The sequence below is a fragment of the Streptomyces himalayensis subsp. himalayensis genome (assembly GCF_013778455.1).
Taxonomy (GTDB): Bacteria; Actinomycetota; Actinomycetes; order Streptomycetales; family Streptomycetaceae; genus Streptomyces; species Streptomyces himalayensis.
Genome location: NZ_JACEHE010000005.1, coordinates 184,974 through 207,259, shown reverse-complemented (window position 1 = coordinate 207,259; position 22,286 = coordinate 184,974). Strand labels below are relative to the sequence as shown.

Genomic DNA, 22,286 nt, shown 5'->3' with positions numbered 1-22,286 from the left:
AGAGGGCTTATGGTCTACCGGGCTCAAGGCTCTACCGGGCTTACGGTTCCTGACGGTTACGGAGCAGCGCATGACGACAGCCATCTCGGGGTTCCCCGACATCTCCATCAGCACGGAGCGGTTGGTACTGCGCCCGTTCGAGGAAGCGGACGTCCCCGCCCTCGCCGAGATGATGAACGACGAGCTCGTCACCGCCTGGACCTCCTTCCCCCATCCCTACACCGAGGCCGACGCCCGGGTGCTGATCACCGTGACGGCACCCGCCGAGCGCACCGAGGGCCGCGGCATCGTGCTCGCCGTCACCGAGTTCCTCACCCAGCGCCTGGTCGGCATCGTGCATCTGCACCACACCGACTGGCGGGTGCGCTCAAGTGAGATCAGTTACGTCATCGCACCCTGGGCCCGCGGCGAGGGCTATGCGTCCGAGGCGGCTCTCGCCACCGCCCAGTGGCTTTTCCACGACCAGAAGTTCGAGCGCCTGGAGCTGCGCACGGCGGCCGACAACACCGCGTCGCAGCAGGTCGCGCAGAAGATCGGCTGTATCAGCGAGGGCGTGCTGCGGGGCGCCTGGATAGCGCGCACCAGAACCGAGAGCGGCTGGACCGACGTCCGTACCGACCTCATCGTGTGGAGCCTCCTCCCGGAGGACCTCGACGGTGTCATCGACCAGCTCTCCGAAACGGGCGGTTTCACCGCGTTCTCCGACTGGTCCTGACCTGGCGCGCCGGCTCCCGCCACCTCCGAGAGCCGCCGGCCACGTCCACCAGGTACGCTCACGGTGCCCTCGGGCGCCGTCGTGCGCCCCCTGACGACCTGCGAGAACCCTCGGGAGACTGACGACGATGGCCGACCGGGTCACGGTGATCGGCTGGGACGGTTCGCCGCTGACCGACGCGGCGCGCTCCGCGCTCGCCGCGGCCACGCTCGTGGCCGGCGCGGGACACCATCTGGCGCTTCCCGAAGTGCCGGCGGCCGCCGAGCGGATCCGGCTCGGCAGCGTCTCCCTCGCCGCCCGCCGTATCGCCGCCCACCGCGGCACCGCCGTGGTACTGGCCGACGGCGACCCGGGCTTCTTCGGTGTCGTACGCACTCTCCGCGCCCCCGAATTCGGCCTCGAGGTCGAAGTGGTGCCCGCCGTCTCCTCCGTGGCCACAGCGTTCGCCCGCGCCGGAATGCCCTGGGACGACGCGCAGATCGTCGTCGCCCACCCCCGCACCCTGCGGCGCGCCGTGAACGTGTGCCGCGCCCACACGAAGGTCGCCGTCCTCACCTCTCCCGGCGCGGGCCCCGCCGAACTCGGCCTTCTCCTGGAAGGCGTGCACCGCACCTTCGTCATCTGCGAGGAGCTCGGCACGGAGCGCGAACAGGTCACCGTCGTCACCTCCGACAAGGCCGCCGACCACACCTGGCGCGACCCCAACGTCGTCATCGTCATCGGCGGTCCCGTCACCGCGTCGGAGAACGGCAGCTGGATCGCCGGCCGCGACCAGACGGCCATCCCCGTGACCGAGGGCCCCGGCGGTCCCCCGTCGCGCGGCTGGGCGCTGCCCGCCGAGGAGTACGGCAGCGATCCCGACGAGGGCGAGACGGACCGCATGCGCGCCGCCCAACTCGCCCGCCTCGGCCCGCGCGTGGGCGACCTGGTCTGGGACATCGGCTCCGGCAGCGGCGCCTTCGCCACGGAGGCCGCACGTTTCGGCGCGGCCGTCATCGCCGTCGACCGCGACAGCGACGCATGCGCCCGCACCCTCGCCGCCGCCCGCCGCTTCGGCGTCCAGCCGCAGATCGTGCACGGCGCCGCGCCGCACATCCTGGAGGACCTTCCCGAACCCGATGTCGTACGCGTCGGGGGCGGGGGAGTGGCGGTGGTCTCCGCCGTCGCCGACCGCCGCCCCGAACGGATCGTCACGCACGCCGCGACGCGCGACGAGGCCGAACTCATCGGCCGTGACCTGATGGAGCACGGATACGCCGTCGAGTGCGCACTGCTCCAGTCCGTCGAACTCGACACGCGCGCGTGGACCGAGAAAAACCGGACGGTTGCCTTCCTGCTCGCGGGCGTCCGGGAAGGGCGGATCGAGCCGCCTCGCTGAAGAGTGTCGGTCTTGTGACAGATGGGGCCGAACGGGCGCCCCCGTGCCCCTGTGACCACACGGTGCGCGGTAGGCTGGCCGATCGTTGTACTGCACTCGGGTGACTGATGGTTCGTTGGTCAATGTCCGGAAAGCGCGCCCGTTTTGGGGGTGTGTGTGGTACGGCAGGGCCGGAGGGCGCGCGACGTGGCGCAGTCCACAGCGGGCCGTGGCGCATCGGGCTGCCGCGGTGGCGGTCCGACCGGAACAATGCCGGTTGACGGCATTGCCGGCGGTCCGTTCGTGCCGCGTGGCGCGCACGCTCGTTCTTCATGACGGGCGGTCGGTGCGCCGCTCCGGGCACAGGGGCTTCCCGGCCGAAGGCTGGGAACGGCCGAAGAAGCACTAACCGATGGGCGAGGGGTACGCATGACCGACACCGGCCAGGGCCCGGGCGAGGGACTGCCGGAGAGCGCAGGCATGGTGGAGCAGCCAGGCGTCTCCGCGCCCGGTGCGTACACCTACCTCGGTCCCTCCGAGAACCCCGCCGATGACGACGACCTGCTGTTGATGCCGGGCGCCCAGGGAGCATGGAGCGAGGGGCAGACGCCCGCGCCCGCCGCCGTCGCCCACGAGCCCGGTCCGCACGAGATGGCGGGCAGAGACAGCGGCTCGGTCGACCTGAGCGGCGTCCGTGTCCCCGCCCCGGCACCCTCGCCCTCGCCGGTGGTGCGTCGCCCGCTGCACCTCGGCCCGCCCGTGCCGGACAGCAGCGCGAGCCCTGTACGTTCGCTCGCCGACCGTGGCCCTGCCAGCAGGCCGCCCACCCCGGTGTCCGGGCGCCACGCGGGCCCGCCGACCAGCGGTCCCGAATACCTCGACATTCCGGGTGCCGGCACCGGTTCCTCCGTGGCGCAGGCAACCGGTGAGACCGCGCCTGGCGCTGCCACGGCGTGGGCACCTCAGGCTCACCCCGAGGCAGTTGCCGCCGTCCATGGAACCCCCGCAGAAACGGTCGGTCCGGACACCTCCGCGCAGCCTGCGCCGACGGCCGGCGCCGATGTGCCGGATGCCGCGGACGCGGCCCTGGCCCCGTCTATTACGGACGCGGCGCTCGACCCGGCCGCCACAGACGCGACCCTCGACCCGTCTGCAGCGGGCGTCGGGCAGCCGACGCATGCCATGGACGCCGGTCAGTCAGCGCACGCTATGGACGCCGGATCGCTTGCATCGGGCGCCGATGCGGCGGCGCAGATTCAGCGCGGTGAAGAGGCAGTGCAGCCGCCGCAGAGCGGAGACCCCGCATATGCGCAGCAGGCCCCCGCGGAGTTCGCGTACGCGCCGCACGGCGGACAAGACGTGCAGGCTCAGCACGCGGGCGTGGCGGCCGCTCACGCGGGGTACGTCGCTCAGCAGGCTGCGGACGGGGCCCAGTTCACGCACGCCGCCGACGCCCACCCGCAGCCGGGCCAGGCGCCCGCTCCGGATGCCGGGGCGCACGCGTTCCCTGTCACGACCCCGCCCTCGGCCTCCGTATTCACGGCCGAATCCGGCCAGTTCGCGTACGCGGACGAGTCCGCCCCGGCGGGCCCGCCGTCGACCGGTGAGCAGTTCTCCCTCGACCTCACGCGGGAAGCCGAGCCGGTGCACGTTCCGCACGAAGCGCAGGCCCTGAACACCCCGTTCGCCTCGGACACCGTGCAGTCGGACACCGTGCAGGCGGAGCAGTCCGCCGGGTTCTCCGACGCTACGCATGGCTCACACGAGCAGTCGTATCCGGGAACGCTGACGGACGAGGCGATGCCGGTGGCGCAGGGCGATCCGCTCGCCCACGCCGACCAGGCTCAGCAGATTCCGGCCACGCGCGACGAGGTGCAGGCGGGTATCGCCTTTGCGGCCGCGGATGTCCAGGCCGTCGCCGAAACCCCTGCCGCGCCGACCGGCGTCGCCCTGCACACCGAGGGCGCCAGTACGCAACTCGAGGCGTCCGGCGTGCCCGAGGGGTCCGACGTACTGCCTGACGGGTCCGGCGTGCTGCCCGACGGGTCTGATGTACTGCCCGAGGGGTCCGGCGTGCTGCCCGAGGCGTCTGGCGTACTGCCTGCCGGGTCCGGCGAGGTGCCGGTCGCGTCGGCGCTCGAGGCCCACGGTGCCCAGCCGATCGGCGAGTTCGTGCCCGTCGAGGGCTCGGTGCCGACCACGCCGCACCTGGCGCCCACGCCGCCGCACGCCCTGAAGGTGCCGCCCGTGCCTGCCCTGGAGGAGCAGGCCGAAGCCACCGTCGTCGCGAACGCCGAGACGGCGGAGCCCACCGAGGAGGCGCCGCAGCCGGTCGCCGTGGCCCCGGAGCCCGTTGCCGAGCCCATCGCCGCCCCGGCCGACACCCAGGTCGGTGCCCCCGTCGCCGTAACGGTGGACGAGTCCGCCGTCGTACCGGCAGAGGAGCCGTCCGCCGTACAGGACGCGGACGACACCGTCGTCGTACCGGCCGAGGAAACACCCGTCGCACCGGCTGAGGCGACGCCGGACGCACTGGCCGACGGGACGCCGGTAGCACCGGCCGGGGAGACGACCGTCACTCTGGCGGAGACACAGACTCCCGTCGCGCCGGCACAGGACGACGTGGCCGAGCCCGCCGCCGGGACGGCGGAAGAGTCCTCCCAGGATTCCGAGCCCGAGCCGGAGTCCCTGCCCGAGCCCGCGCCGGCCGTCGCCCCGGTCCCCGAGCCGGAGTCCCAGCCCGAACCCGCGACAGCCGTCGCCCCGGTCCCCGAACAGGGCACCGCCCCGGTCGTGCCCGAGCAGGAACCCGTCGGCATCGTGCCCGAGCAGGAGCCCGTCAGCACCGTGCCCGAGCACGAGCCCCTGGGCACCGTGCCCGCGCCGCGCGACGGCGAACAGCCCACACCCGTTCCCACCGCGGAGGCCGCACCCGTGCCGGACAGGGACGTCCAGGAGCCCGAGCCGCTCGTCGCACAGAACGCGGACAGCCTCGACACACAGGGGGCCCCCGAGGCCACGGCAGAGGGAGAGGCCGAGGCCGTCGGCCTCGCGGGAATCCCGGGGCAGCAGGCCGGCCCCCCGGCCCCCGGCTACGAGGACGCCGAACGCGAGGCCGTCCTGCGCGTCATGCGCGAGCGCCGAGACATCCGCAACGGCTTCCGCAGCGACCCCATCCCGCACGAGGTCCTGCTCCGCGTGCTGGAGGCGGCGCACACCGCGCCGTCCGTCGGCCACTCCCAGCCCTGGGACTTCGTCGTCATCCGCTCCGCCGAGACCCGGCAGACGATGCACGAACTGGCCATGCGCCAGCGCGAGGCGTACGCCAAGTCGCTGCCCAAGGGCCGCGCCAAGCAGTTCAAGGAACTGAAGATCGAGGCCATCCTCGAGACCCCGGTGAACATCGTCGTCACCGCCGACCCGACCCGCGGCGGCCGCCACACCCTCGGCCGCCACACGCAGCCGCAGATGGCCCCGTACTCCTCGGCGCTCGCCGTCGAGAACCTGTGGCTGGCCGCGCGCGCCGAGGGTCTCGGCGTCGGCTGGGTCAGTTTCTTCGACGAGCGCGAGATGGTACGTACGCTCGGCCTGCCCGAACATCTGGAGGTCGTCGCGTACCTCTGTGTCGGATACGTCGAGGAGTTCCCGGAGGAGCCGGAGTTGATGCAGGCCGGCTGGTCCAAGCGCCGCCCGCTGTCGTGGGTCGTCCACGAGGAGACGTACGGCCGCCGCGCCCTGCCCGGCGAGCAGCCGCACGACCTGCTCGCGGAGACCGTCGCGGGCATCCGTCCGCTGGACGCCAAGGCGCTCGGCGAGGCATGGGAGCGCCAGAAGCGCATGACGAAGCCCTCGGGCGCGCTCGGCATGCTCGAGATCATCTCCGCCCAGCTCTGCGGCCTGTCCCGGATGTGCCCGCCGCCGATCCCCGAGCCCGCCGCGGTCGCGATCTTCGCCGGCGACCACGGTGTGCACGCCCAGGGCGTCACCCCCTGGCCGCAGGAGGTCACCGGCCAAATGGTGGCCAACTTCCTCGGCGGCGGTGCCGTCTGCAACGCCTTCGCCAACCAGGTGGGCGCCGAGGTCTGCATCATCGACGTGGGCGTCGCCTCCGACCTGCCGGCGACCCCCGGCCTGCTGCCCCGCAAGGTGCGCGCAGGCACCGCCGACATGACGACGGGCCCCGCGCTGACCCGCGAAGAGGTCAGGGCGGCCATCGAGGTGGGCATCGAGACGGCCCGCGACCTGGTGGCCGCAGGCAACAAGGCGCTGCTCACCGGTGAGATGGGCATCGCCAACACCACGGCGTCCGCCGCGCTGATCTCGGTCTTCACGGGCGCCGACCCGGCCGAGGTGACCGGCCGGGGGACCGGCATCAACGACGAGATGCTGGCCCGGAAGACCGAGGTCGTGCGTCGCGCACTGGAGCTCCACCAGCCCGACCCGACCGACCCGATCGGCGTGCTCGCCGCGGTCGGCGGACTCGAACACGCGGCGATGGCGGGCCTGTTGCTGGGCGGCGCGTCGCTGCGTACGCCCGTCATCCTCGACGGCGTGAGCGCGGGCGCCGCCGCGCTGGTGGCCCGTGCGATCGCCCCCGAGGTGCTGGCCGCCTGCATCGCGGGCCACCGCAGCGCCGAGCCGGGCCACATGGCAGCCCTCAACAAGCTGGGCCTGCGCCCCCTGGTCGACCTGGACCTCCGCCTGGGCGAGGGCACGGGCGCCCTCTTGGCCCTGCCCCTGGTCCAGAGCGCAGCACGGGCCATGCACGAGGTGGCGACGTTCGACTCGGCGGGAGTAACGGAGAAGTAGCCCGTCGCTGGTTTGTGGCAGGCGTCCTGGTTTTGTGGGCAGGCGTTCCGCAGGGCGGAACGGGTGGGCACAAAACCAGGACGCACCCGCACCCGGGAGGGGTCCGGGGCAGGTGCCCCCGGTTTCGGGAAGGGGCGGGTCTGGGGAAAGAAACCCGCCCACCCCCGCCGTATCGTGGACCCGCACCTAAAATCCGCACGTCAAGGGCCGCTCCAAAGCCGCAGCGCCCCCATCTCGCACCGCCGCCCGCAAGAGGAGCCGCACCTCCCATGGCCGAAAACCCCGCCTACCCCGTAGGCCTCCGCCTGACCGGTCGCCGAGTCGTCGTCCTGGGCGGCGGCCAGGTGGCCCAGCGCCGCCTCCCGGCCCTGATCGCGGCGGGCGCAGACGTCCACCTCGTATCCCCGGAAGCGACCCCCTCCGTGGAGGCCATGGCGGACGCGGGCGAGATCACCTGGCACCGCCGCCGGTACGAGGACGGGGACCTGGCGGAGGCCTGGTACGCCCTGATCGCGACCAGCGACGCCGAGGCGAACACCGTCGCCTCGGCCGAGGCGGAGCGCCACCGGGTCTGGTGCGTCCGCTCCGACAACGCCGACGCCGCCACCGCCTGGACCCCCGCGACGGGCCGCAGCGAGGGCGTCACCATCGCCGTGCTCACCACCGACGCCCAGGGCCGCGACCCGCGCCACACGGCCGCCATCCGCGACGCCGTGGTCGAGGGCCTGCGCGACGGCACGCTGGTCGCCCCGCACCACCGCACCCGCACCCCCGGCGTGGCGCTCGTCGGCGGAGGCCCGGGCGACCCGGACCTGATCACGGTGCGCGGCCGCAGGCTCCTCGCCGAGGCCGACGTGGTGATCGCCGACCGGCTCGGCCCGCGCGACCTGCTGGCCGAACTGCCGGCGCACGTCGAGGTCATCGACGCGGCGAAGATCCCCTACGGCCGTTACATGGCCCAGGAGGCCATCAACAACGCACTCATCGAGCACGCCAAGGCGGGCAAGTCGGTCGTACGGCTGAAGGGCGGCGACCCGTTCGTCTTCGGCCGCGGCATGGAGGAGGCGCAGGCACTCGTCGAGGCGGGCATTCCGTACACCGTCGTGCCCGGCATCTCCAGCTCGATCTCCGTTCCCGGCGCCGCAGGGATCCCCGTCACGCATCGCGGAGTCGCTCACGAGTTCACCGTCGTCAGCGGGCATGTCGCGCCGGACGACGAGCGGTCGCTGGTCGACTGGGCGGCGCTCGCCAAGCTGCGCGGCACCCTGGTCGTCCTCATGGGCGTGGACAAGATCGGGAAGATCGCCGAGACGCTCGTGGCGCACGGCAAGCCCGCGGACACGCCCGTCGCCCTGGTCCAGGAGGGCACGACGGCCGCTCAGCGCCGCGTCGACGCGACCCTCGCCACGGTCGCCGAGACCGTACGGACGCACGAGGTGAAGCCGCCCGCGGTCATCGTCATCGGCGAGGTCGTGAACGTCTCCGCCGACGGGACCACGGCCGGCGTCGAGTAACCCCGGGTAACAGAAGCGTTCCCAGCCGTTGGCACCATCTCCAGGACAAGGCAGTATCACCCTGTGGCCGATCTCATCACCGTTGAGGATCCCGCCGATCCGCGCCTGCGCGACTACACGGGCCTGACCGACGTCGAGCTGCGCCGCAAGCGCGAGCCCGCCGAAGGCCTGTTCATCGCCGAGGGCGAGAAGGTCATCCGGCGCGCGAGGCACGCGGGTTACGAGATGCGCTCGATGCTGCTGTCCTCGAAGTGGGTCGACGTCATGCGCGACGTCATCGAGGAGGTCCCGGCCCCGGTATACGCGGTCAGCCCGGACCTCGCCGAGCAGGTCACGGGCTACCACGTGCACCGTGGAGCGCTGGCCTCGATGCAGCGTAAGCCGCTGCCGACGGTCGAGGAACTCCTCCAGACCGCCCGCCGGGACGTCGTCATGGAGTCGGTCAACGACCACACCGACATCGGTGAGATGTCGCCTTTGGGTCCACAAGAACGTGCAGTTCAGCGCGTCGCCGTGTTCGAGGACATCGTCGATCACGCCAACATGGGGGCCGCCTTCAGGAGCGCCGCCGCCCTCGGCGTCGATGCCGTCCTCCTCACCCCGCGCTGCGCCGATCCCCTCTACCGCAGGTCCGTGAAGGTCTCGATGGGGGCCGTCTTCCAGGTGCCGTGGACACGCCTGGAGTCCTGGCCGAAGGACGCCGAGCTCCTGCGGTCTGCGGGCTTCACGGTCGCTGCACTCTGCCTGAGCGACCGGGCAATCGCCCTCGACGAGCTGGCCGCGCGGGACTACGAGAAGCTGGCCCTGGTCTTCGGCACGGAAGGCGACGGCCTCACCCCCGAGGCCCTCGCCGCGGCCGATGAACACGTTCGCATCCCGATGGACGCCGGTGTCGACTCCCTCAATGTGGCAGCCGCCTCGGCCGTGGCCTTCTACGCGACCCGCCCGAGGCACGCCTGATACCCCGGCGTACAGCCCGACTCGTCTGTCGCTCTGCGTGTCCGTCGTAACGGGGGTTTCCGTCGTAACGGGCTGATAGTGGCTGCCGTGCAGGCGATCAGCTTGATGCCGGTTCGGCGGGGTTCCCGGCGCTCTTGGAGTGGCGGGTGGCGTGCGTCCTACCGGCGGCTGCGCATGAGCAGATGGAGGAAGTACGGCGTGCCGATCACCGCGGTCATCAGCCCGGCGCCCAGCTGAGCCGGCGCGATCACGGTTCGGCCTATCACGTCCGCGGTGCAGACGAGCACGGCGCCGAGGAGCACCGCGACCGGGACCACCCGGGCGTGCTGGCGGCCCACCAGGGCACGGGCCGCGTGCGGTGCCACGAGCCCAACGAAGCCGATCGTGCCCGCGGCTGCCACGGCGGTGGCGCTGAGCAGGACGCTCAACACCAGGAAGCCCAGGCGCCCCCGCGCCAGATCGAGCCCCAGGAGCCTGGGGGTGTCCTCGTCGAGCGATACGAGATCGAGTTCGGTGCGCCGCAGCACCGCGACGAGCACGCCTACGGTGAGCACGGCCGCGAGCGGTACCACGTCCGGCAGGGTTCGCCCGTAGGTGGAGCCCGACAGCCAGGTGAGGGCCTTCGTCGCATTGAACGGGTCGGTGAGGACGATGAGCAGACTGATCAGTGCGGCGGTGCCGGTGGCGACGCCGAACCCGACGAGGACGAGCCGGTTCTGCTGGAACCCGCCTCGCGCGGCGAGTCCGAAGACGACGACGGAACTGATCGCCGCGCCCGCGAACGCGGCACCGGCCAAGCCCCATGATCCGGCCACGGGCGCCGTCGTGACGAGGAGCACGGCGCCGACCGCGGCTCCGCCGGAGATGCCCAGGATGCCGGGTTCCGCGAGCGGGTTGCGGGTGACGGCCTGGACGAGTGTTCCGGCCAGGGCGAGGGCCGCGCCGGCGAGGAGTGCCGCGAGGACCCGGGGCACCCGGGTGTCCAGGACGAAGCCGACGGTCTGACCTGCCCTGCCCTGGGCCCAGTTGACCACGTCGCCCAGCAGCAGCTTGCTGTCGCCCAGCAGCACGGCGGCGATGGTCACGCCGACGAGTACGGCCGCCAGGACGGCCGTGGTGGTGAGGAAGACGGCCCTGCTCCTGATGCGCAGCCGCTCGGATGCGGCGGCTCCTGCGCTGTCCCGGACCCGTGTGGCCATCACGATCAGGAACACGGCGCCGACGAGGCTGGTGGCAACGCCCGTCGGTACGGCGACCGCGGTGTCCGCCGGCACGATCGCGCGCAGGAGCACGTCCGAGCCGAGTACCAGCACGGCACCGGCCAGGCCCGCGACCGGAAGGCCCGCACGCGCCCGGGTGAACGGGCGGATTCTGCGGGCGAGGGGGCGCACGAGGGCGGGCGCGCACAGGCCGACGAAGCCGATCGGTCCGGCGAGTGTGACGGCCGCCGCGGACAGCAGCGCCGCGAGCACGACCCCCGTGATCCGGGTGGCACGGACCGGGACGCCAAGGCCCCGGGCGGCGTCGTCGCCGAGGGCCAGGGCGTCGACGCGGCGGGCGACGAGGAGCAGCCCGGCGAGCCCGGCGACACCGATCGGCGCCATCTGCAGCACGCCGTCGAAGCCGTTCTGGGAGATGCTGCCCTGGTTCCACTGGTAGAGGCCTTCGGTCTGCTGGGGGAACAGCAGGAGCAGCCCCTCGGTGACGGCGGTGAGGCCGAGGGTGAGGGCACTGCCGGCGAGGACGAGCCGGACGGTGCCCGAGCCCAGGCCGGACAGGCCGAGTACGACGGCTGCCGCGGCGAGGCCGCCGGCGAACGCGATGCCGGAAGAGGCGACCAGCGGGAGCGAGACACCGGTGACCGTGGCCAACCCGAGGGCCAGGTAGGAACCGGCGTTCACCGCGAGCGTGTCGGGTGAGGCGAGTACGTTGCGGCTGACCGCCTGCAGGGCGGCGCCCGCCATGCCGAGCACGGCCCCGACGAGCAGCCCCGCGGTCGCCCTCGGCAGGCGGGAGGCGATGACGACGGACGCGTCGGCGGGGTCGGCCCGGCCGGTGAGCGCCTTCCACACCTCCCCGGCGCCGACGGCGGCCGTGCCCTGCGTGATGTCCACGACCGCGAGGACCACGACCAGCAGGGCCAGGGCGGCCGTCACCGCGGCCGCGCCCGTCCGGGACGTGGCCGCCGACGGACGGGTGGCGGGGGTTGTCGCGGTGACGGCCATGGCGCTACTTCGTCAGCTCGCCGACGAGGGCGTCGATGTAGGCCCCCATCGACTCATGACCGCCGAACATCCAGATGCCGTCGGGCAGCCGGTGGACGTTGTCCTTCTTCACGAACGGCAGCGACGTCCACACCTTGTCCTTCGCCAGGGCGTCGGTGAACGGGGTGCTGCTCTTGTCCCCGTCGTTGCCGATGTAGGCGAACTGCACGTCGTCGCCCAGCTTGGTGAGCCCCTCGACATCGGTGGAGCCGAGCCCGTAGCTCTCGTCGCCCTTGACGGTCCAGGCGTTCTTCAGGCCGAGCTGCTCGTTGACCGCGCCGATGAGCGAGCCGCTGGTGAAAGGCCGGATCGAGACCTGGTTGGAGATGTCGTAGCCGTCGGCGAAGGCGAGTTCCGCGCCGTCGAGACCGGCGTCCGCGAGGGCCTTCTTGCCCTCGGCGACCTTCGCGTCGAATTCCTCCTTGAGCTTCTCGGCCTGCGCGGTGGTGCCGGTGGCCTTGGCGAGGAGGTCGAGGTTCTCCGTCATCTGCCCGATCGGATCGGAGGCGTTGGCGGACCGCACCTCCACGACCGGGGCGACCTTGCGCAACTGCTTCACCGCGGCCGGCGGCAGGTCGGTGCTGGCGACGATGAGGTCCGGCGACAGGGCGGCGATGGTGTCCATGCTGGGCTCGCCGCGGGTGCCGATGTCCTTGGGCTCGTTCTTCAGCGGGACCACGGTGTCCCAGGTCTTGTAGCCCTTGACGTCGGCAACGCCGACCGGGTCGACCCCCAGCGATATCAGGAGCTCGACTTCGTGCCACTCGGTTCCGACGACCTTCTTGGCCGGCCCGTCGAGTTCCACCTTCGTGCCGGAGGCGTCGGTGAGGGTGATGGGCTCGACGCTCTTCTTCGCGTCGTCGTCGGCGGCGGGCTCGGTCGTTCCGCACGCGGTCAGGGTGAGGGCCGCGGCGGTGGCGGCCGCCGCGGTCAGGAGGAGGCGTCTCATGAGGTGATGCTGAGCCTTTCGCTTCGCGTGTGGTGTCGGCCGATCGCGCGGGTGCGCAGCCGGCCCGTGACGGGGTCGGTGTCGACCTCGACGCGGATGCCGTACGTGTCGGTCAGCCGCTGGGGTGTCAGCACGTCCTCGGGGAGGCCGTCGGCGATGACCCGTCCCGCGTGGAGCAGCACGATCCGGTCGGCGACGGCCGCGGCCTGGTCGAGGTCGTGCAGGACGGCACCGACGGCGATCCCGTGGTCGTCCGCCAGGTCGCGGATGAGGTCCAGGAGTTCGATCTGGTACCGCAGGTCGAGGTAGGTCGTCGGCTCGTCGAGGAGCAGCACGCCGGTCTCCTGCGCCAGGCAGCCGGCCAGCCAGACGCGCTGGAGCTGTCCTCCGGACAGGTGCTCGACGCCACGCTCGGCGAGTTCCGCGACACCCGTCATGGCGAGCGCGCGGTCCACCGCCGCCCGGCCGTCCGGATCCGCCTTGCCCCAGCGGCCCCGGTACGGGTAGCGGCCGAACTCGACGACGTCCCGTACGGTCAGCCCACTGGGGGTGGGACGCCCCTGGGTCAACAGGGCGACATGACGCGAGAACTCACGGGAGGTCAGAGCAAGGCCGTCGATGGCGGCGTCGATCACGAGTGTGGCGGACCGGGGCCGCTGCAGCCGCGCGAGCGTACGCAGCAGCGTCGACTTCCCGCTGCCGTTCGGACCCACCAGGACGGTCACTTCGCCGGGCCGCAGCGCCAACGACGCGTCGTGCACGACGTCGACGCCGTCGTACGCCACGGTGACGTCCGTGGCCGACAGTTCATGGCCACGGGGGAGCCTGGCCGCGGAGGTCTCTTCACCGACATTCACGCCGCGAAGGTTAGCCTAACCTTACAGTTGACTGGAAGGCGTCGGATCGATCGCAAGGCTGAATATCGCCACACTTCGGGAATGGCCGGGATCGAGCAAGCTACCGGCCCGGCGGCGGGTCGAGCTGTCAACGGCCGACAGAAGCGGGAAATAGAGAAAGTGTCAGAGAATCAACGCCGCGGCGAGGTGGAACTCTGACCAGCACCGTTTACTCCGGGCACCTTGGCCGCAGGTGCCGACCTCTGGAATCGTACAGATGCCGCCATCCCTGGCCGAAGGATCAAGGGCGAGGCGCGCCAGACAGAGCGGGTCACCAGACGGAGCCCTCCTGCGCTGACGACTGGGGGTCAGGCAGGCTCGTGGAATTGGTCCATCGAGGTCGCACCCGTGGCCGGACGGGACTTCGGTCTGTGAAAGGTGGAAACAGGAAATGCCAGCCACGTCCCGCTCGCTCGCCCTCGATCCGCCATGCGGACACCGGCCGCAGGCGTTCGGCCGGGCAGAGATGCCGGTCAACGTACCCTGCCCCCGGCCTGCCTTGGTCTGCGTGTGAGCACCACCGACACGCGCGTCGTCCCGGCGACCCTGCGCACGGCGACCGGACGCGAGGCCACCCGATGGGTCGCGGCGCACTGCCGCGAGGTGCCATGGCTGACGGTCGCCACCGTGCTCACCACGGTGGCCGGGGCGGCGCTCCAGGTGCTCCCGGTGCTACTGCTCGGCCGAGTGGTCGACGGGGTGGTCGAGGGCGAACAGCGCTCGATCCTGGTCACGGTCGGGGTGTTGATGGGCGCCGCCGCGCTGCTCGGCGCGGCGGCCGCCGCGGTGTCGACCTACCTGATCGGGCGGCTGGGCGCGGATCTGCTCGCGCGATTGCGGGAAGGCGCCGTCCGGGCGGTGCTGGGGATGCCGAGCGCACGGATCGAGCAGGTCGGCCGGGGAGACGTGCTGTCCAGGGTCGGTGACGACGTGGCCGTCATCTCCAAGGGCATCCGCACAGCCATCCCCACGGTGTTCTCGGCGGGAGTGCTGGTCGTCATCGCCACGGTCGGCATGTTCGGACTGGACTGGCGGCTCGGCCTGGCGGGCGCCGGCGCGCTGCCCGCGTACGCGCTGGCCCTGCGCTGGTATCTCCCCCGGTCCGCCCCGCTCTACAAGAAGCAGCGCGCGGCCCAGGCGGACCGTGCGCAGGCGTTGATCAGCGGTCTGAACGGGATCGGCACGGTCCGGGCGTACCGCCTCGAGGAAGCCTTCCGCGAGAAGGTCACCCGTGAGTCGTGGCGGGTGCGCGATCTCGGCATCGAGGTGTTCCGGTTCTTCGGCCGGTTCGTCGGCAGGGAGAACCGCGCCGAGTTCATAGGGCTGGTCCTGATCCTCGTGGTGGGGTACGCCCTGTTGGAGGCCGATGCCGCCAGCCTGGGCGAGGTGTCGGCGGCCCCGCTGCTGTTCCACCGGCTGTTCGTCCCGCTGGGCGCCATCATGTTCACCTTCGACGAGGCGCAGAAGTCGGGCGCGAGCCTGACCCGGCTGGTCGGGGTGCTGGGGGAGGCCGCGGAGGACCGGCTCGTGGGCGACCCGGCCGTCGCGTCGGCGGACGCCGCGCCGTACCGGGTGACGGTGGAGGGGCTGACGTTCAGTTATCCCGGCACCGAGGAGCCGGTCCTGAGGGATGTCGACCTGACGATCCCGGCCGGCGGTTCGCTCGCGCTGGTGGGAGCGACGGGCGCGGGCAAGTCGACCCTGGCCGCGCTGATCGCGGGCATCGGGACCCCGCAGGCCGGGTCGGTGCGCATCGGGTCGACCGACATCGCCGGTCTGGACGAGGCCGGGGCGCGAGCCTTGGTGAGCATCCTGACGCAGGAGGCGCACGTGTTCTCCGGTCCGCTCGCCGACGACCTGCGGCTGGCCGCGCCGGAAGCGACCGCCGCCGAGCTGATGGACGCGTTGCGCACGGCCGGCGCCGACGGGTGGGTCGACGCACTGCCCGACGGGCTGAATACCCTGGTCGGCGAGGGCGGCGAACGCCTGGACGTCACCAAGGTCGCCCAGATCGCCCTGGCCCGGCTGGTGCTGGGCCGGGCGCCGGTGGTGGTGCTCGACGAGTCCACCGCGGAGGCGGGCAGCGAGGGCGCCACCGAGCTGGAGCGTGCCGTGCTGGCCGCCTGCGCGGGGCGGACCACGTTGTTCGTGGCGCACCGGCTGACCCAGGCGATGGCGGCGGACCGGATCGCCGTGCTGGACGCGGGACGCGTTGTGGAGCAGGGAACTCACGAGGAGTTGGTGGCTCTGGGCGGCCGGTATGCGCGACTGTGGCGGGCCTGGCGAGAAGGCAGTTAGGTGACTCTGAATCAGGTTTGGGCCACCCCTCATGCGGTGGAAGCGACGCTGAGTCTTTGATGACGGAACCGAGCCATGACAACTCCTGACACGCAGCGGCCCCGACCGGGGTTCGACATCCTCCGGACCGCACTGCGCCGCAACGTCGGCGCCATGACCTGGGGCACCGTCCTCATGGGCATGTACCAGGCGGGCGAGACCGCCTTCCCCATCGCGCTCGGCCTGATCGTCGAACACACGATGCGGGACCGAAGCCTCGGCTCACTCGCCCTGTCGATCGCCGCATTGGCCGTGATCATCACGACCGTGTCGCTGTCGTGGCGGTTCGGGATGCGCGTCTTGCAGAAGGCCAACACGACCGAGGCGCACCGCTGGCGGGTGCAGGTCGCGGCCTGCGGACTCCAGCCGGTGGCCAGGGACGTCGACCTCAAGTCGGGCGAGGTGCTGACCATCGCCACCGAGGACGCCGACCAGACCGCCGACATCATCGAGGTGGTACCACTGATGGTCAGCTCGCTGGTCGCGGTGCTGGTCGCGGCTGTCGCGCTGGGCCTGGCCGACGTCCGGCTCGGCCTGCTGGTGATCGTGGGAACAGTCGCGATCCTGTCGATCCTGAGCGTGCTGTCCAAGCGGACCGGCTCCAGTACCCGCGAACAGCAGGCCCGGGTGGCGCGGGCGGGCGCGAAGGTCGCCGACCTGATCACCGGACTGCGCCCGCTGCACGGCTTCGGCGGCAACCACGCGGCGTTCCTGTCCTATCGGAAGGTCAGCACGGAGGCGAAGCACCAGGCGATCACCGTCGCCAGGGTGAACGGCGCGTACGCGGGCACCGCCCTGGCCCTCAACGCGATCCTCGCCGCCGCCGTGACCCTGACGGCGGGCTGGCTGGCGTTCGACGGCCAGATCACCATCGGGCAGCTCGTCATGGCCGTGGGGCTGGCGCAGTTCATCATCGAACCGCTCAAGCTGTTCGCGGACATGCCGAAGTACGTGATGATCGCGCGCGCGTCCGCCGAACGGATGGCGCTGGTGCTGGCCGCGCCGCCGGTGACGACCCCGGGGCCGGAGCGCCCGGCCGCAGGCGGAGACCTCGAGATCGACTGCGTCCGCTACGGGCCCCTGCGCGACCTGAAGTTCCAGGTGCCCGCCGGTGAGTTCGTTGCGATCGCCGTCTACCAGCCGCGCGCGGCGGCCGAGCTCGCGTCGATCCTTGCGGTGAACGTCCCCCCCGACGCGTACGAGGGAGTGGTACGGGTCAGCGGGCAGGAGATCGCGGACCTGTCGATCGAGGCGGTCCGCGAGCACATGCTGGTGAACCCCTACGACGGGGAGATCTTCGCGGGCACCCTCCGTACGAACATCGACCCCTCGGGCACCAGCCGGATGGTGCCCGAGGCCGTCGAGGCGTCCATGCTGACCGACGTCGTCGCCCTCCACCGCGAAGGACTCGACTACGGCGTCCGCGACCGCGGCGCGAACCTTTCCGGGGGGCAGCGCCAACGGCTGTCCCTGGCCCGCGCCCTCGCCGCCGACACCGACGTCCTTGTCCTGCACGACCCGACAACAGCCGTCGACGCGGTCACCGAACAGCTCATCGCGCGCAACATCGCGAAGCTGCGCCGAGGCCGCACCACCATCGCGATCACCAGCAGCCCGGCCCTCCTGGACGCCGCCGACCGTGTCCTCGTCCTGGACGACGGCGTCATCACCGCCGAGGACACCCACCGCAACCTCCTCGCCACCGACGAGCACTACTGCCTGGCCGTTGCCCGGTGACCTGCTGAGCGGCCTCGAGGAAGTGGGGTGCCTCCGCCGTCGTCCTCGTGGCCGCGCTCAACGCGCGAGGCCGGGTACGGAAGGTTGTCATCGGCAAGAGGTTGCGGGCGAGTACATCCAGCACTTCTGTGACGTCCCTCAGTCGCTGCGGGTCGTCAGACCGAGGGCCGCGGTGAGAGCGGTCCCCGTGCTCGCGGCCAGTGGTTCACCTGGCAGGTCATGTGCCGCGCGGCGGTCTGCTGATCTTTTCGCGGGCCACCAGCTCCAGCACGACCGCGACAGCGACGGCCTCCACGGCCAGCAGGGCGATCAGGACGAACAGTTGGACCGCTCCGGCCAGCAGGGGTGAGGCGCCGCCGAGGAGCATGCCGATGAACGCCCCGGGCAGGGTGACCAGTCCGACCGTTCTTGTCTGGTCGAGTGCCGGGATCAGTGCCGCGGCGGCAGATGGCCGGGCGATCTCCAGTCGGGCTTCCCGGTCCGGGAGCCCGATGGACAACGCGGCTTCGACCTCTCCGTGGCGCGTCTCCAGTTCCTCCAGTGCGCGCCGGCCGGCGAGCACCGTCGCGGTCAGCGCGCCCCCGATGAGGATGCCGGTGATGGGGATCAGAGCGATGCCCTCGACGGGGAGCAGCCCGATGGCCACGAGCAGCAGGACGACCGGGAACACGGCCGCGCCGATGGGTACGGCGGCCCACCACCATGTGTGGTTGCCGGTGAGGCGGCGGCCGGCCGTCCACGTCGCCACCGCGAACATCACGGCGAGAAAGCCGAAGAGCAGTGGGCGCGACCCGAGCGCCCACCGGACGACGGCCGCGACCGCGGCCAGCTGCACGGTCGCCCGGAGCCCGGCGGTGACGATCGCGCGGGTGTGCCCGAGGCCGGCCAGCGCTGTCACCGCGGCTCCTGCGACGAGCAGCACCGCGAGCGCAATGGCCAGGGTCGGGTTCACCGGGAGCAGAGTGGAGGCCGACGTGATCACGACCCCAGCTTATGGAGGGTACGGAGGATCAACACCAAGGTGTGAGTGCCCTTCAACGGCGTCGCCGAGAGACGCGTCTGCGAGTGCGCGGCCACGGGCGGGACGGCGGGGCACCCGTGCCGCGAGGCGCCGTGGGACCGCATCGGCTGCGGTGCGGTGGCAGGCTGCGGCTGGAGGAGCCGCAGCCTGAGCAGTGGCCGCAGTGGCTTGGCCGCAGGCTCTACTGCGGAGCGTTCCCGCCCCGGGCATCTCCGCCGTGCAGGTACTGCGCCGAACCCCGTGCCCCATCGCCCGCGGCACCGAGCCCGCGGGCCGGCCCCTGGCAGCCCTGCGCCGCCGCGATACCCAGCGCCACCAGCAGCGTCACCACCACGAACACGAAGAGCCGCTGGCGAAGCAGCCGCGGATTGGCGGGCAGACGGCCGGTCCCCGTCGTCCTGGGCGCCGGACGTCCGGCACCACTGCGCGGCGCCGGACGGCTCCCGGAGCGCGTCCCGTTGCGGTTCGGCGTGGGCCGGGATCCGGCGCTCCGCGACGGGGTGTTCCGCGGCGGAGTACTACGGGCCGGCGTGCTCCGTGATGACGGGGTGTCCCGGGACGACGACGGCGCGTTCCGGGACGAGGCTGAGCGGCCCCCCGAGCGCGAGCCGCCGTTGGAGCCCCGCGGGGGAACCCCCTGGGCACCCCGCTCGGTGCGCTGCTCCGTGTATCGCTCGGTGTACTGCTCGGTGAGCCGGCCCGTCGGACGGTCGGCCTCCCCACGCGGCGCCGGCGACCGGGCGTCCGTCAGACTCTGCGCCTCCCTTGCCGCGATCTCCTTGAGCCTGAGCGACAGCTGCAGCGTGCTGGGGCGCTCCTCCGGGTCCTTCGCGAGGCACGCCCGGACCAGCGGAGCCAACGCATCGTGCACACCGTCCAACTGCGGCTCCTCGTGCACCACCCGGTAGAGCATGACCTCGGAACTGCCGTGCCCGAAGGGCGAGTCGGCGGTCGCTGCGTACGCGAGGGTGGCACCGAGGGCGAAGACGTCCGTGGCGGGCGTGACGGCCGCGCCCCGCACCTGCTCGGGCGCGAGGAAGCCCGGCGACCCCACCGCCGTACCGACGTGCGTGAGCGTGCTCGCGCCCGTCGCCCAGGCGATGCCGAAGTCGATGATCCGCGGGCCCTTGGGGGACAGCAGGATGTTGGAGGGCTTGAGGTCCCGGTGCACGACACCCGCCTCGTGCACGGCGACGAGCCCCTCCGAGAGGGCTGCGCCGACGGCGGCCACCTCGGCCGCCGTCAGCGGACCCTCCTCGGCGACCTTGTCGTGCAGCGAGGGCCCCGGAACGTACTGCGTGGCGAACCACGGCCGGTCCGCCTCGAGATCGGCGGCGACGAGCCGGGCGGTGCAGCCGCCGCGGATGCGGCGGGCGGCCGACACCTCGCGCGCGAACCGCGAGCGGAACTCCTGGTCCTCGGCGAGATCGGGCCGGATCACCTTCAGCGCGACCCGCTGGCCACGCCGGTCGGAACCGAGATAGACCACACCCATACCGCCGGCGCCGAGCCGTCTGTGCAGCCTGAACGAGCCGACGACACGCGGGTCCTCGCGCCTCAGGCGCATCATCGCCATGTCCATCCCCGCTGCCCGGTCCGTCTGACGAGCCACAGCTTACGTTTCCGCGGCCGAGTGCGTGCATAGGCCGCGCCTTCACGGCCCGATCGATTGTCAGTGCCGGGTGGGAAACTTGAAGAGTGGCCAGGGGAGGGGGGATCCGTGGCCGCTCGTCATGGCCCGGATCCCCAACCATCCATTGTCGAAGGGGGATTGGGCCGGGCGGCTGTGCGCCGGGGCGTCGTCGAGGTGAGCGAGGTCACCCGTGGGGGCACCTCCCAGCGGTGGGTGGGGGAGGCTCGGTGGCGCGCACGGCCCGGTTCATGGCGAATCGTGTGCTCGCCCTGGTCGAGCAGCCCGTGCCGCGCGAGGACAGTTCGGAGCAGACCGGGCGTTCCCTCAGGGAAGACCCGGAGTCCTAGGTCCCCTTCTCCACCCAGGGGAGTATGCGGCCCGCGGCCGCTCATCCTGGCGGATGCCCGGCAATCGGTACGAGGGCATGACGCCCGGCATCGCCCGCGCGCATAGATTTGAGGTCAAGCGGCGGGTGCAGCACTCGTCCCCCGAGGTCAAGCACCCGCCGCTTGCCAGGCTCGAGACGGCTCGAGCCGCAGAGCACACAGACAAGCAAGCACAGAGAGATCTGGTCAGGGAGGGACCATGGCGGGCACGGCACCGCGGACCATGATCCGCAGGCAGCGGCGCAGGGCATACCTCGCCGCGTTCGGCACCAGCCGGTCCGGCCAACGCCATCCGCTGGTGGCGACCGCCATGGTCCTTCCGCTGGCGACCCTCCTCGTGGTCGTCTTCGGCGGCTGGGAGGCAGTGGTCACACAGGCGTCGTCCGTGGGCGTGATGCTGGGGCGTTGAGAGGCGCCCCAGGCCCGGAAGAGCGGTCCGGGCGGGGACATCCGGCCATGAAACCCCGTGGGGACGGGGGTGCGGCGGACGGCACAGATGCCCGCGCAGCTGGGGAGCTGCGCGGGCACCTTTTTGCGCCTATGCCGGCGCCGCTCTCGCGGGCACCTTTTTGCGCCTAAGCCGGCGCCGCTCTCGCGGACCTTGTTGCTCGCCGCTGCGGTTTCTCAATTGATGGTTGCGGTGGTCTGGGTTCAAGGGACAGCCACCAGTCCAGCGTGGGGCCTGCGTACGCTCATGCAGTGCCCGGCCCGTTCACCGCACACCAAGGGGACCTGTTGCCAGCAGACGTACTGCCCGCGCTGACCGCCAAGGCACGAGGTGCGGCTCACCCCCGGAGCGCCGTCTGCGCCTGCACAACCCAGGACACGGTCCTGACCGACCGCGCCGACGGCACAGTCGTCCGCCACGGCGACACGGTGGCCAAGGCCCACGCCCCCGGTACGGACCCCGTCGAGCTCTCACAGCGCCTGGCAGTCGCCGCGCACCCCCACCTGAGCGGCATCCTCCTGCCCCCGCTCGGCCTGACGCCGGTCGACCTGCACGGCCGCCTGGTCACCTGCTGGCCGTACGGCACCCCGGTCGACCCCGAGGCCCCCGAAAACGCCCCATGGGAAGAAGCCGCCACGCTCCTGGCCCGCCTCCACTCGACCCCGCCCTCCACGCTCGCGGCGGGGCTCCCGCCGATGCGGGGCCCTGCCAAGGCGGCCCGTGCGATCGCCAGGCTCCAGGCGGCGGGCCCCCACCCCGCTGCCGCCCCGGTGCTCCGCGCCTGGTCCTCCCTTCCTGCCTGGGCCCGCGCCGAGGGACCGATGCCGGGCGCCGGGGCCCTGTGCCACGGTGATCTGCATCTCGGCCAGCTCGTACGCCACCCGGCCCCCGAGGGGTCCTGGCTGCTCATCGACGTGGACGACCTGGGCCTGGGCGATCCCGCATGGGATCTCGCCCGCCCGGCGGCCTGGTACGCCTGCGGTCTCCTCCCGCCGGACGAGTGGAACCGCTTCCTCACCGCCTACCAGCAGGCAGGCGGCCCCGCCGTCCCCGTGGACGGCGACCCCTGGGCCACGCTCGACGTCCCGGCTCGCGCGCTGACCGTGCAGACCGCGGCCCTCGCCATCGTCAAGTCCGTCGCCGCTGATCGCCCGCTCGACGAGGTGCAGCAGGCCGTCGTGGAAGCCTGTGGCCGAATGCTTGCCATGCCGGAGCAGTTGATGCCGGGGGACGCGAAGTAGGGTGCAACGGACCGAGGCC

The 22,286-nt window shown here is 72.2% G+C and carries 14 protein-coding genes and 1 pseudogene; 10 read left to right on the top strand and 5 right to left on the bottom strand.

Going from position 1 to position 22,286, the window contains the following annotated elements:
- Positions 1–70: 70 nt before the first annotated feature.
- The 5 genes from H1D24_RS10965 (at position 71) to H1D24_RS10945 (ending at position 9,355) form a co-directional block, all read left to right on the top strand.
- On the top strand, positions 71–715 hold the full coding sequence (locus tag H1D24_RS10965; RefSeq protein ID WP_181657248.1) for a GNAT family N-acetyltransferase: 645 nt from the start codon (positions 71–73) through the stop codon (positions 713–715).
- 127 nt (positions 716–842) lie between these two features.
- On the top strand, positions 843–2,093 hold the full coding sequence (gene cbiE, locus H1D24_RS10960; protein ID WP_181657247.1) for a precorrin-6y C5,15-methyltransferase (decarboxylating) subunit CbiE: 1,251 nt from the start codon (positions 843–845) through the stop codon (positions 2,091–2,093).
- A 408-nt stretch (positions 2,094–2,501) separates the two neighbouring features.
- Positions 2,502–6,881: a nicotinate-nucleotide--dimethylbenzimidazole phosphoribosyltransferase gene (gene cobT, locus H1D24_RS10955; protein ID WP_181657246.1), complete on the top strand. Its 4,380-nt coding sequence runs from the start codon at positions 2,502–2,504 to the stop codon at positions 6,879–6,881.
- A gap of 269 nt (positions 6,882–7,150) precedes the next feature.
- Complete coding sequence (gene cobA, locus H1D24_RS10950) at positions 7,151–8,395, top strand: uroporphyrinogen-III C-methyltransferase (RefSeq protein ID WP_181657245.1); 1,245 nt, start codon at positions 7,151–7,153, stop codon at positions 8,393–8,395.
- Positions 8,396–8,458: 63 nt separating this feature from the next.
- Positions 8,459–9,355, top strand: a complete 897-nt coding sequence (locus tag H1D24_RS10945) for a TrmH family RNA methyltransferase (RefSeq protein ID WP_181657244.1) — start codon at positions 8,459–8,461, stop codon at positions 9,353–9,355.
- Between the two features lie 158 nt (positions 9,356–9,513).
- On the opposite strand, the gene H1D24_RS10940 is transcribed toward H1D24_RS10945, so the two are convergent.
- The 3 genes from H1D24_RS10940 to H1D24_RS10930 are packed head-to-tail and all read right to left on the bottom strand — an operon-like array spanning position 9,514 to position 13,425.
- A complete protein-coding gene (locus tag H1D24_RS10940; RefSeq protein ID WP_181657243.1) occupies positions 9,514–11,580 on the bottom strand; it encodes an iron ABC transporter permease in 2,067 nt (688 codons plus the stop codon).
- 4 nt (positions 11,581–11,584) lie between these two features.
- The gene (locus H1D24_RS10935) at positions 11,585–12,568 is read right to left on the bottom strand and encodes an ABC transporter substrate-binding protein (protein WP_181657242.1); all 984 of its coding nucleotides are present in this window, start codon (positions 12,566–12,568) and stop codon (positions 11,585–11,587) included.
- Positions 12,565–13,425, bottom strand: a complete 861-nt coding sequence (locus H1D24_RS10930; protein WP_181657241.1) for an ABC transporter ATP-binding protein — start codon at positions 13,423–13,425, stop codon at positions 12,565–12,567. Before H1D24_RS10930 ends, H1D24_RS10935 begins: the two co-directional genes overlap by 4 nt.
- Before the next feature lie 549 nt (positions 13,426–13,974).
- Between H1D24_RS10930 and H1D24_RS10925 the strand changes: the two genes are divergently transcribed.
- Both H1D24_RS10925 and H1D24_RS10920 read left to right on the top strand, forming a co-directional pair.
- Complete coding sequence (locus tag H1D24_RS10925) at positions 13,975–15,762, top strand: ABC transporter ATP-binding protein (RefSeq protein ID WP_181657240.1); 1,788 nt, start codon at positions 13,975–13,977, stop codon at positions 15,760–15,762.
- Between the two features lie 75 nt (positions 15,763–15,837).
- Positions 15,838–17,538 (top strand): ABC transporter ATP-binding protein, encoded by a 1,701-nt coding sequence (locus H1D24_RS10920; protein WP_181657239.1) that lies wholly within the window; start codon positions 15,838–15,840, stop codon positions 17,536–17,538.
- A 217-nt stretch (positions 17,539–17,755) separates the two neighbouring features.
- On the opposite strand, the gene H1D24_RS10915 is transcribed toward H1D24_RS10920, so the two are convergent.
- Complete coding sequence (locus tag H1D24_RS10915; protein WP_309484272.1) at positions 17,756–18,520, bottom strand: ABC transporter permease; 765 nt, start codon at positions 18,518–18,520, stop codon at positions 17,756–17,758.
- Positions 18,521–18,740: 220 nt separating this feature from the next.
- Positions 18,741–20,141: a serine/threonine-protein kinase gene (locus H1D24_RS10910; protein ID WP_181657400.1), complete on the bottom strand. Its 1,401-nt coding sequence runs from the start codon at positions 20,139–20,141 to the stop codon at positions 18,741–18,743.
- Between the two features lie 201 nt (positions 20,142–20,342).
- On the opposite strand from H1D24_RS10910, the pseudogene H1D24_RS10905 reads away from it, so the two are divergent.
- The 3 genes and pseudogenes from H1D24_RS10905 to H1D24_RS10895 form a co-directional block, all read left to right on the top strand.
- Positions 20,343–20,539, top strand: a pseudogene (locus H1D24_RS10905) (DUF8836 family protein); the annotation flags it as partial.
- A 238-nt stretch (positions 20,540–20,777) separates the two neighbouring features.
- Positions 20,778–20,987: a hypothetical protein gene (locus H1D24_RS10900; protein ID WP_181657238.1), complete on the top strand. Its 210-nt coding sequence runs from the start codon at positions 20,778–20,780 to the stop codon at positions 20,985–20,987.
- Positions 20,988–21,310: 323 nt separating this feature from the next.
- Positions 21,311–22,267: a phosphotransferase family protein gene (locus tag H1D24_RS10895; RefSeq protein WP_181657399.1), complete on the top strand. Its 957-nt coding sequence runs from the start codon at positions 21,311–21,313 to the stop codon at positions 22,265–22,267.
- Positions 22,268–22,286: the final 19 nt, after the last annotated feature.

What these genes read in the sequence shown, in the direction of transcription:
- cobT (WP_181657246.1), top strand. Translation starts at nt 2,502, where the DNA reads ATGACCGACACCGGCCAGGGCCCGGGCGAGGGACTGCCGGAGAGCGCA.
- H1D24_RS10935 (WP_181657242.1), bottom strand. Translation starts at nt 12,568, where the DNA reads ATGAGACGCCTCCTCCTGACCGCGGCGGCCGCCACCGCCGCGGCCCTC.
- H1D24_RS10910 (WP_181657400.1), bottom strand. Translation starts at nt 20,141, where the DNA reads ATGGACATGGCGATGATGCGCCTGAGGCGCGAGGACCCGCGTGTCGTC.
- H1D24_RS10900 (WP_181657238.1), top strand. Translation starts at nt 20,778, where the DNA reads ATGGCGGGCACGGCACCGCGGACCATGATCCGCAGGCAGCGGCGCAGG.
- H1D24_RS10920 (WP_181657239.1), top strand. Translation starts at nt 15,838, where the DNA reads ATGACAACTCCTGACACGCAGCGGCCCCGACCGGGGTTCGACATCCTC.
- cbiE (WP_181657247.1), top strand. Translation starts at nt 843, where the DNA reads ATGGCCGACCGGGTCACGGTGATCGGCTGGGACGGTTCGCCGCTGACC.
- H1D24_RS10940 (WP_181657243.1), bottom strand. Translation starts at nt 11,580, where the DNA reads ATGGCCGTCACCGCGACAACCCCCGCCACCCGTCCGTCGGCGGCCACG.
- H1D24_RS10965 (WP_181657248.1), top strand. Translation starts at nt 71, where the DNA reads ATGACGACAGCCATCTCGGGGTTCCCCGACATCTCCATCAGCACGGAG.
- cobA (WP_181657245.1), top strand. Translation starts at nt 7,151, where the DNA reads ATGGCCGAAAACCCCGCCTACCCCGTAGGCCTCCGCCTGACCGGTCGC.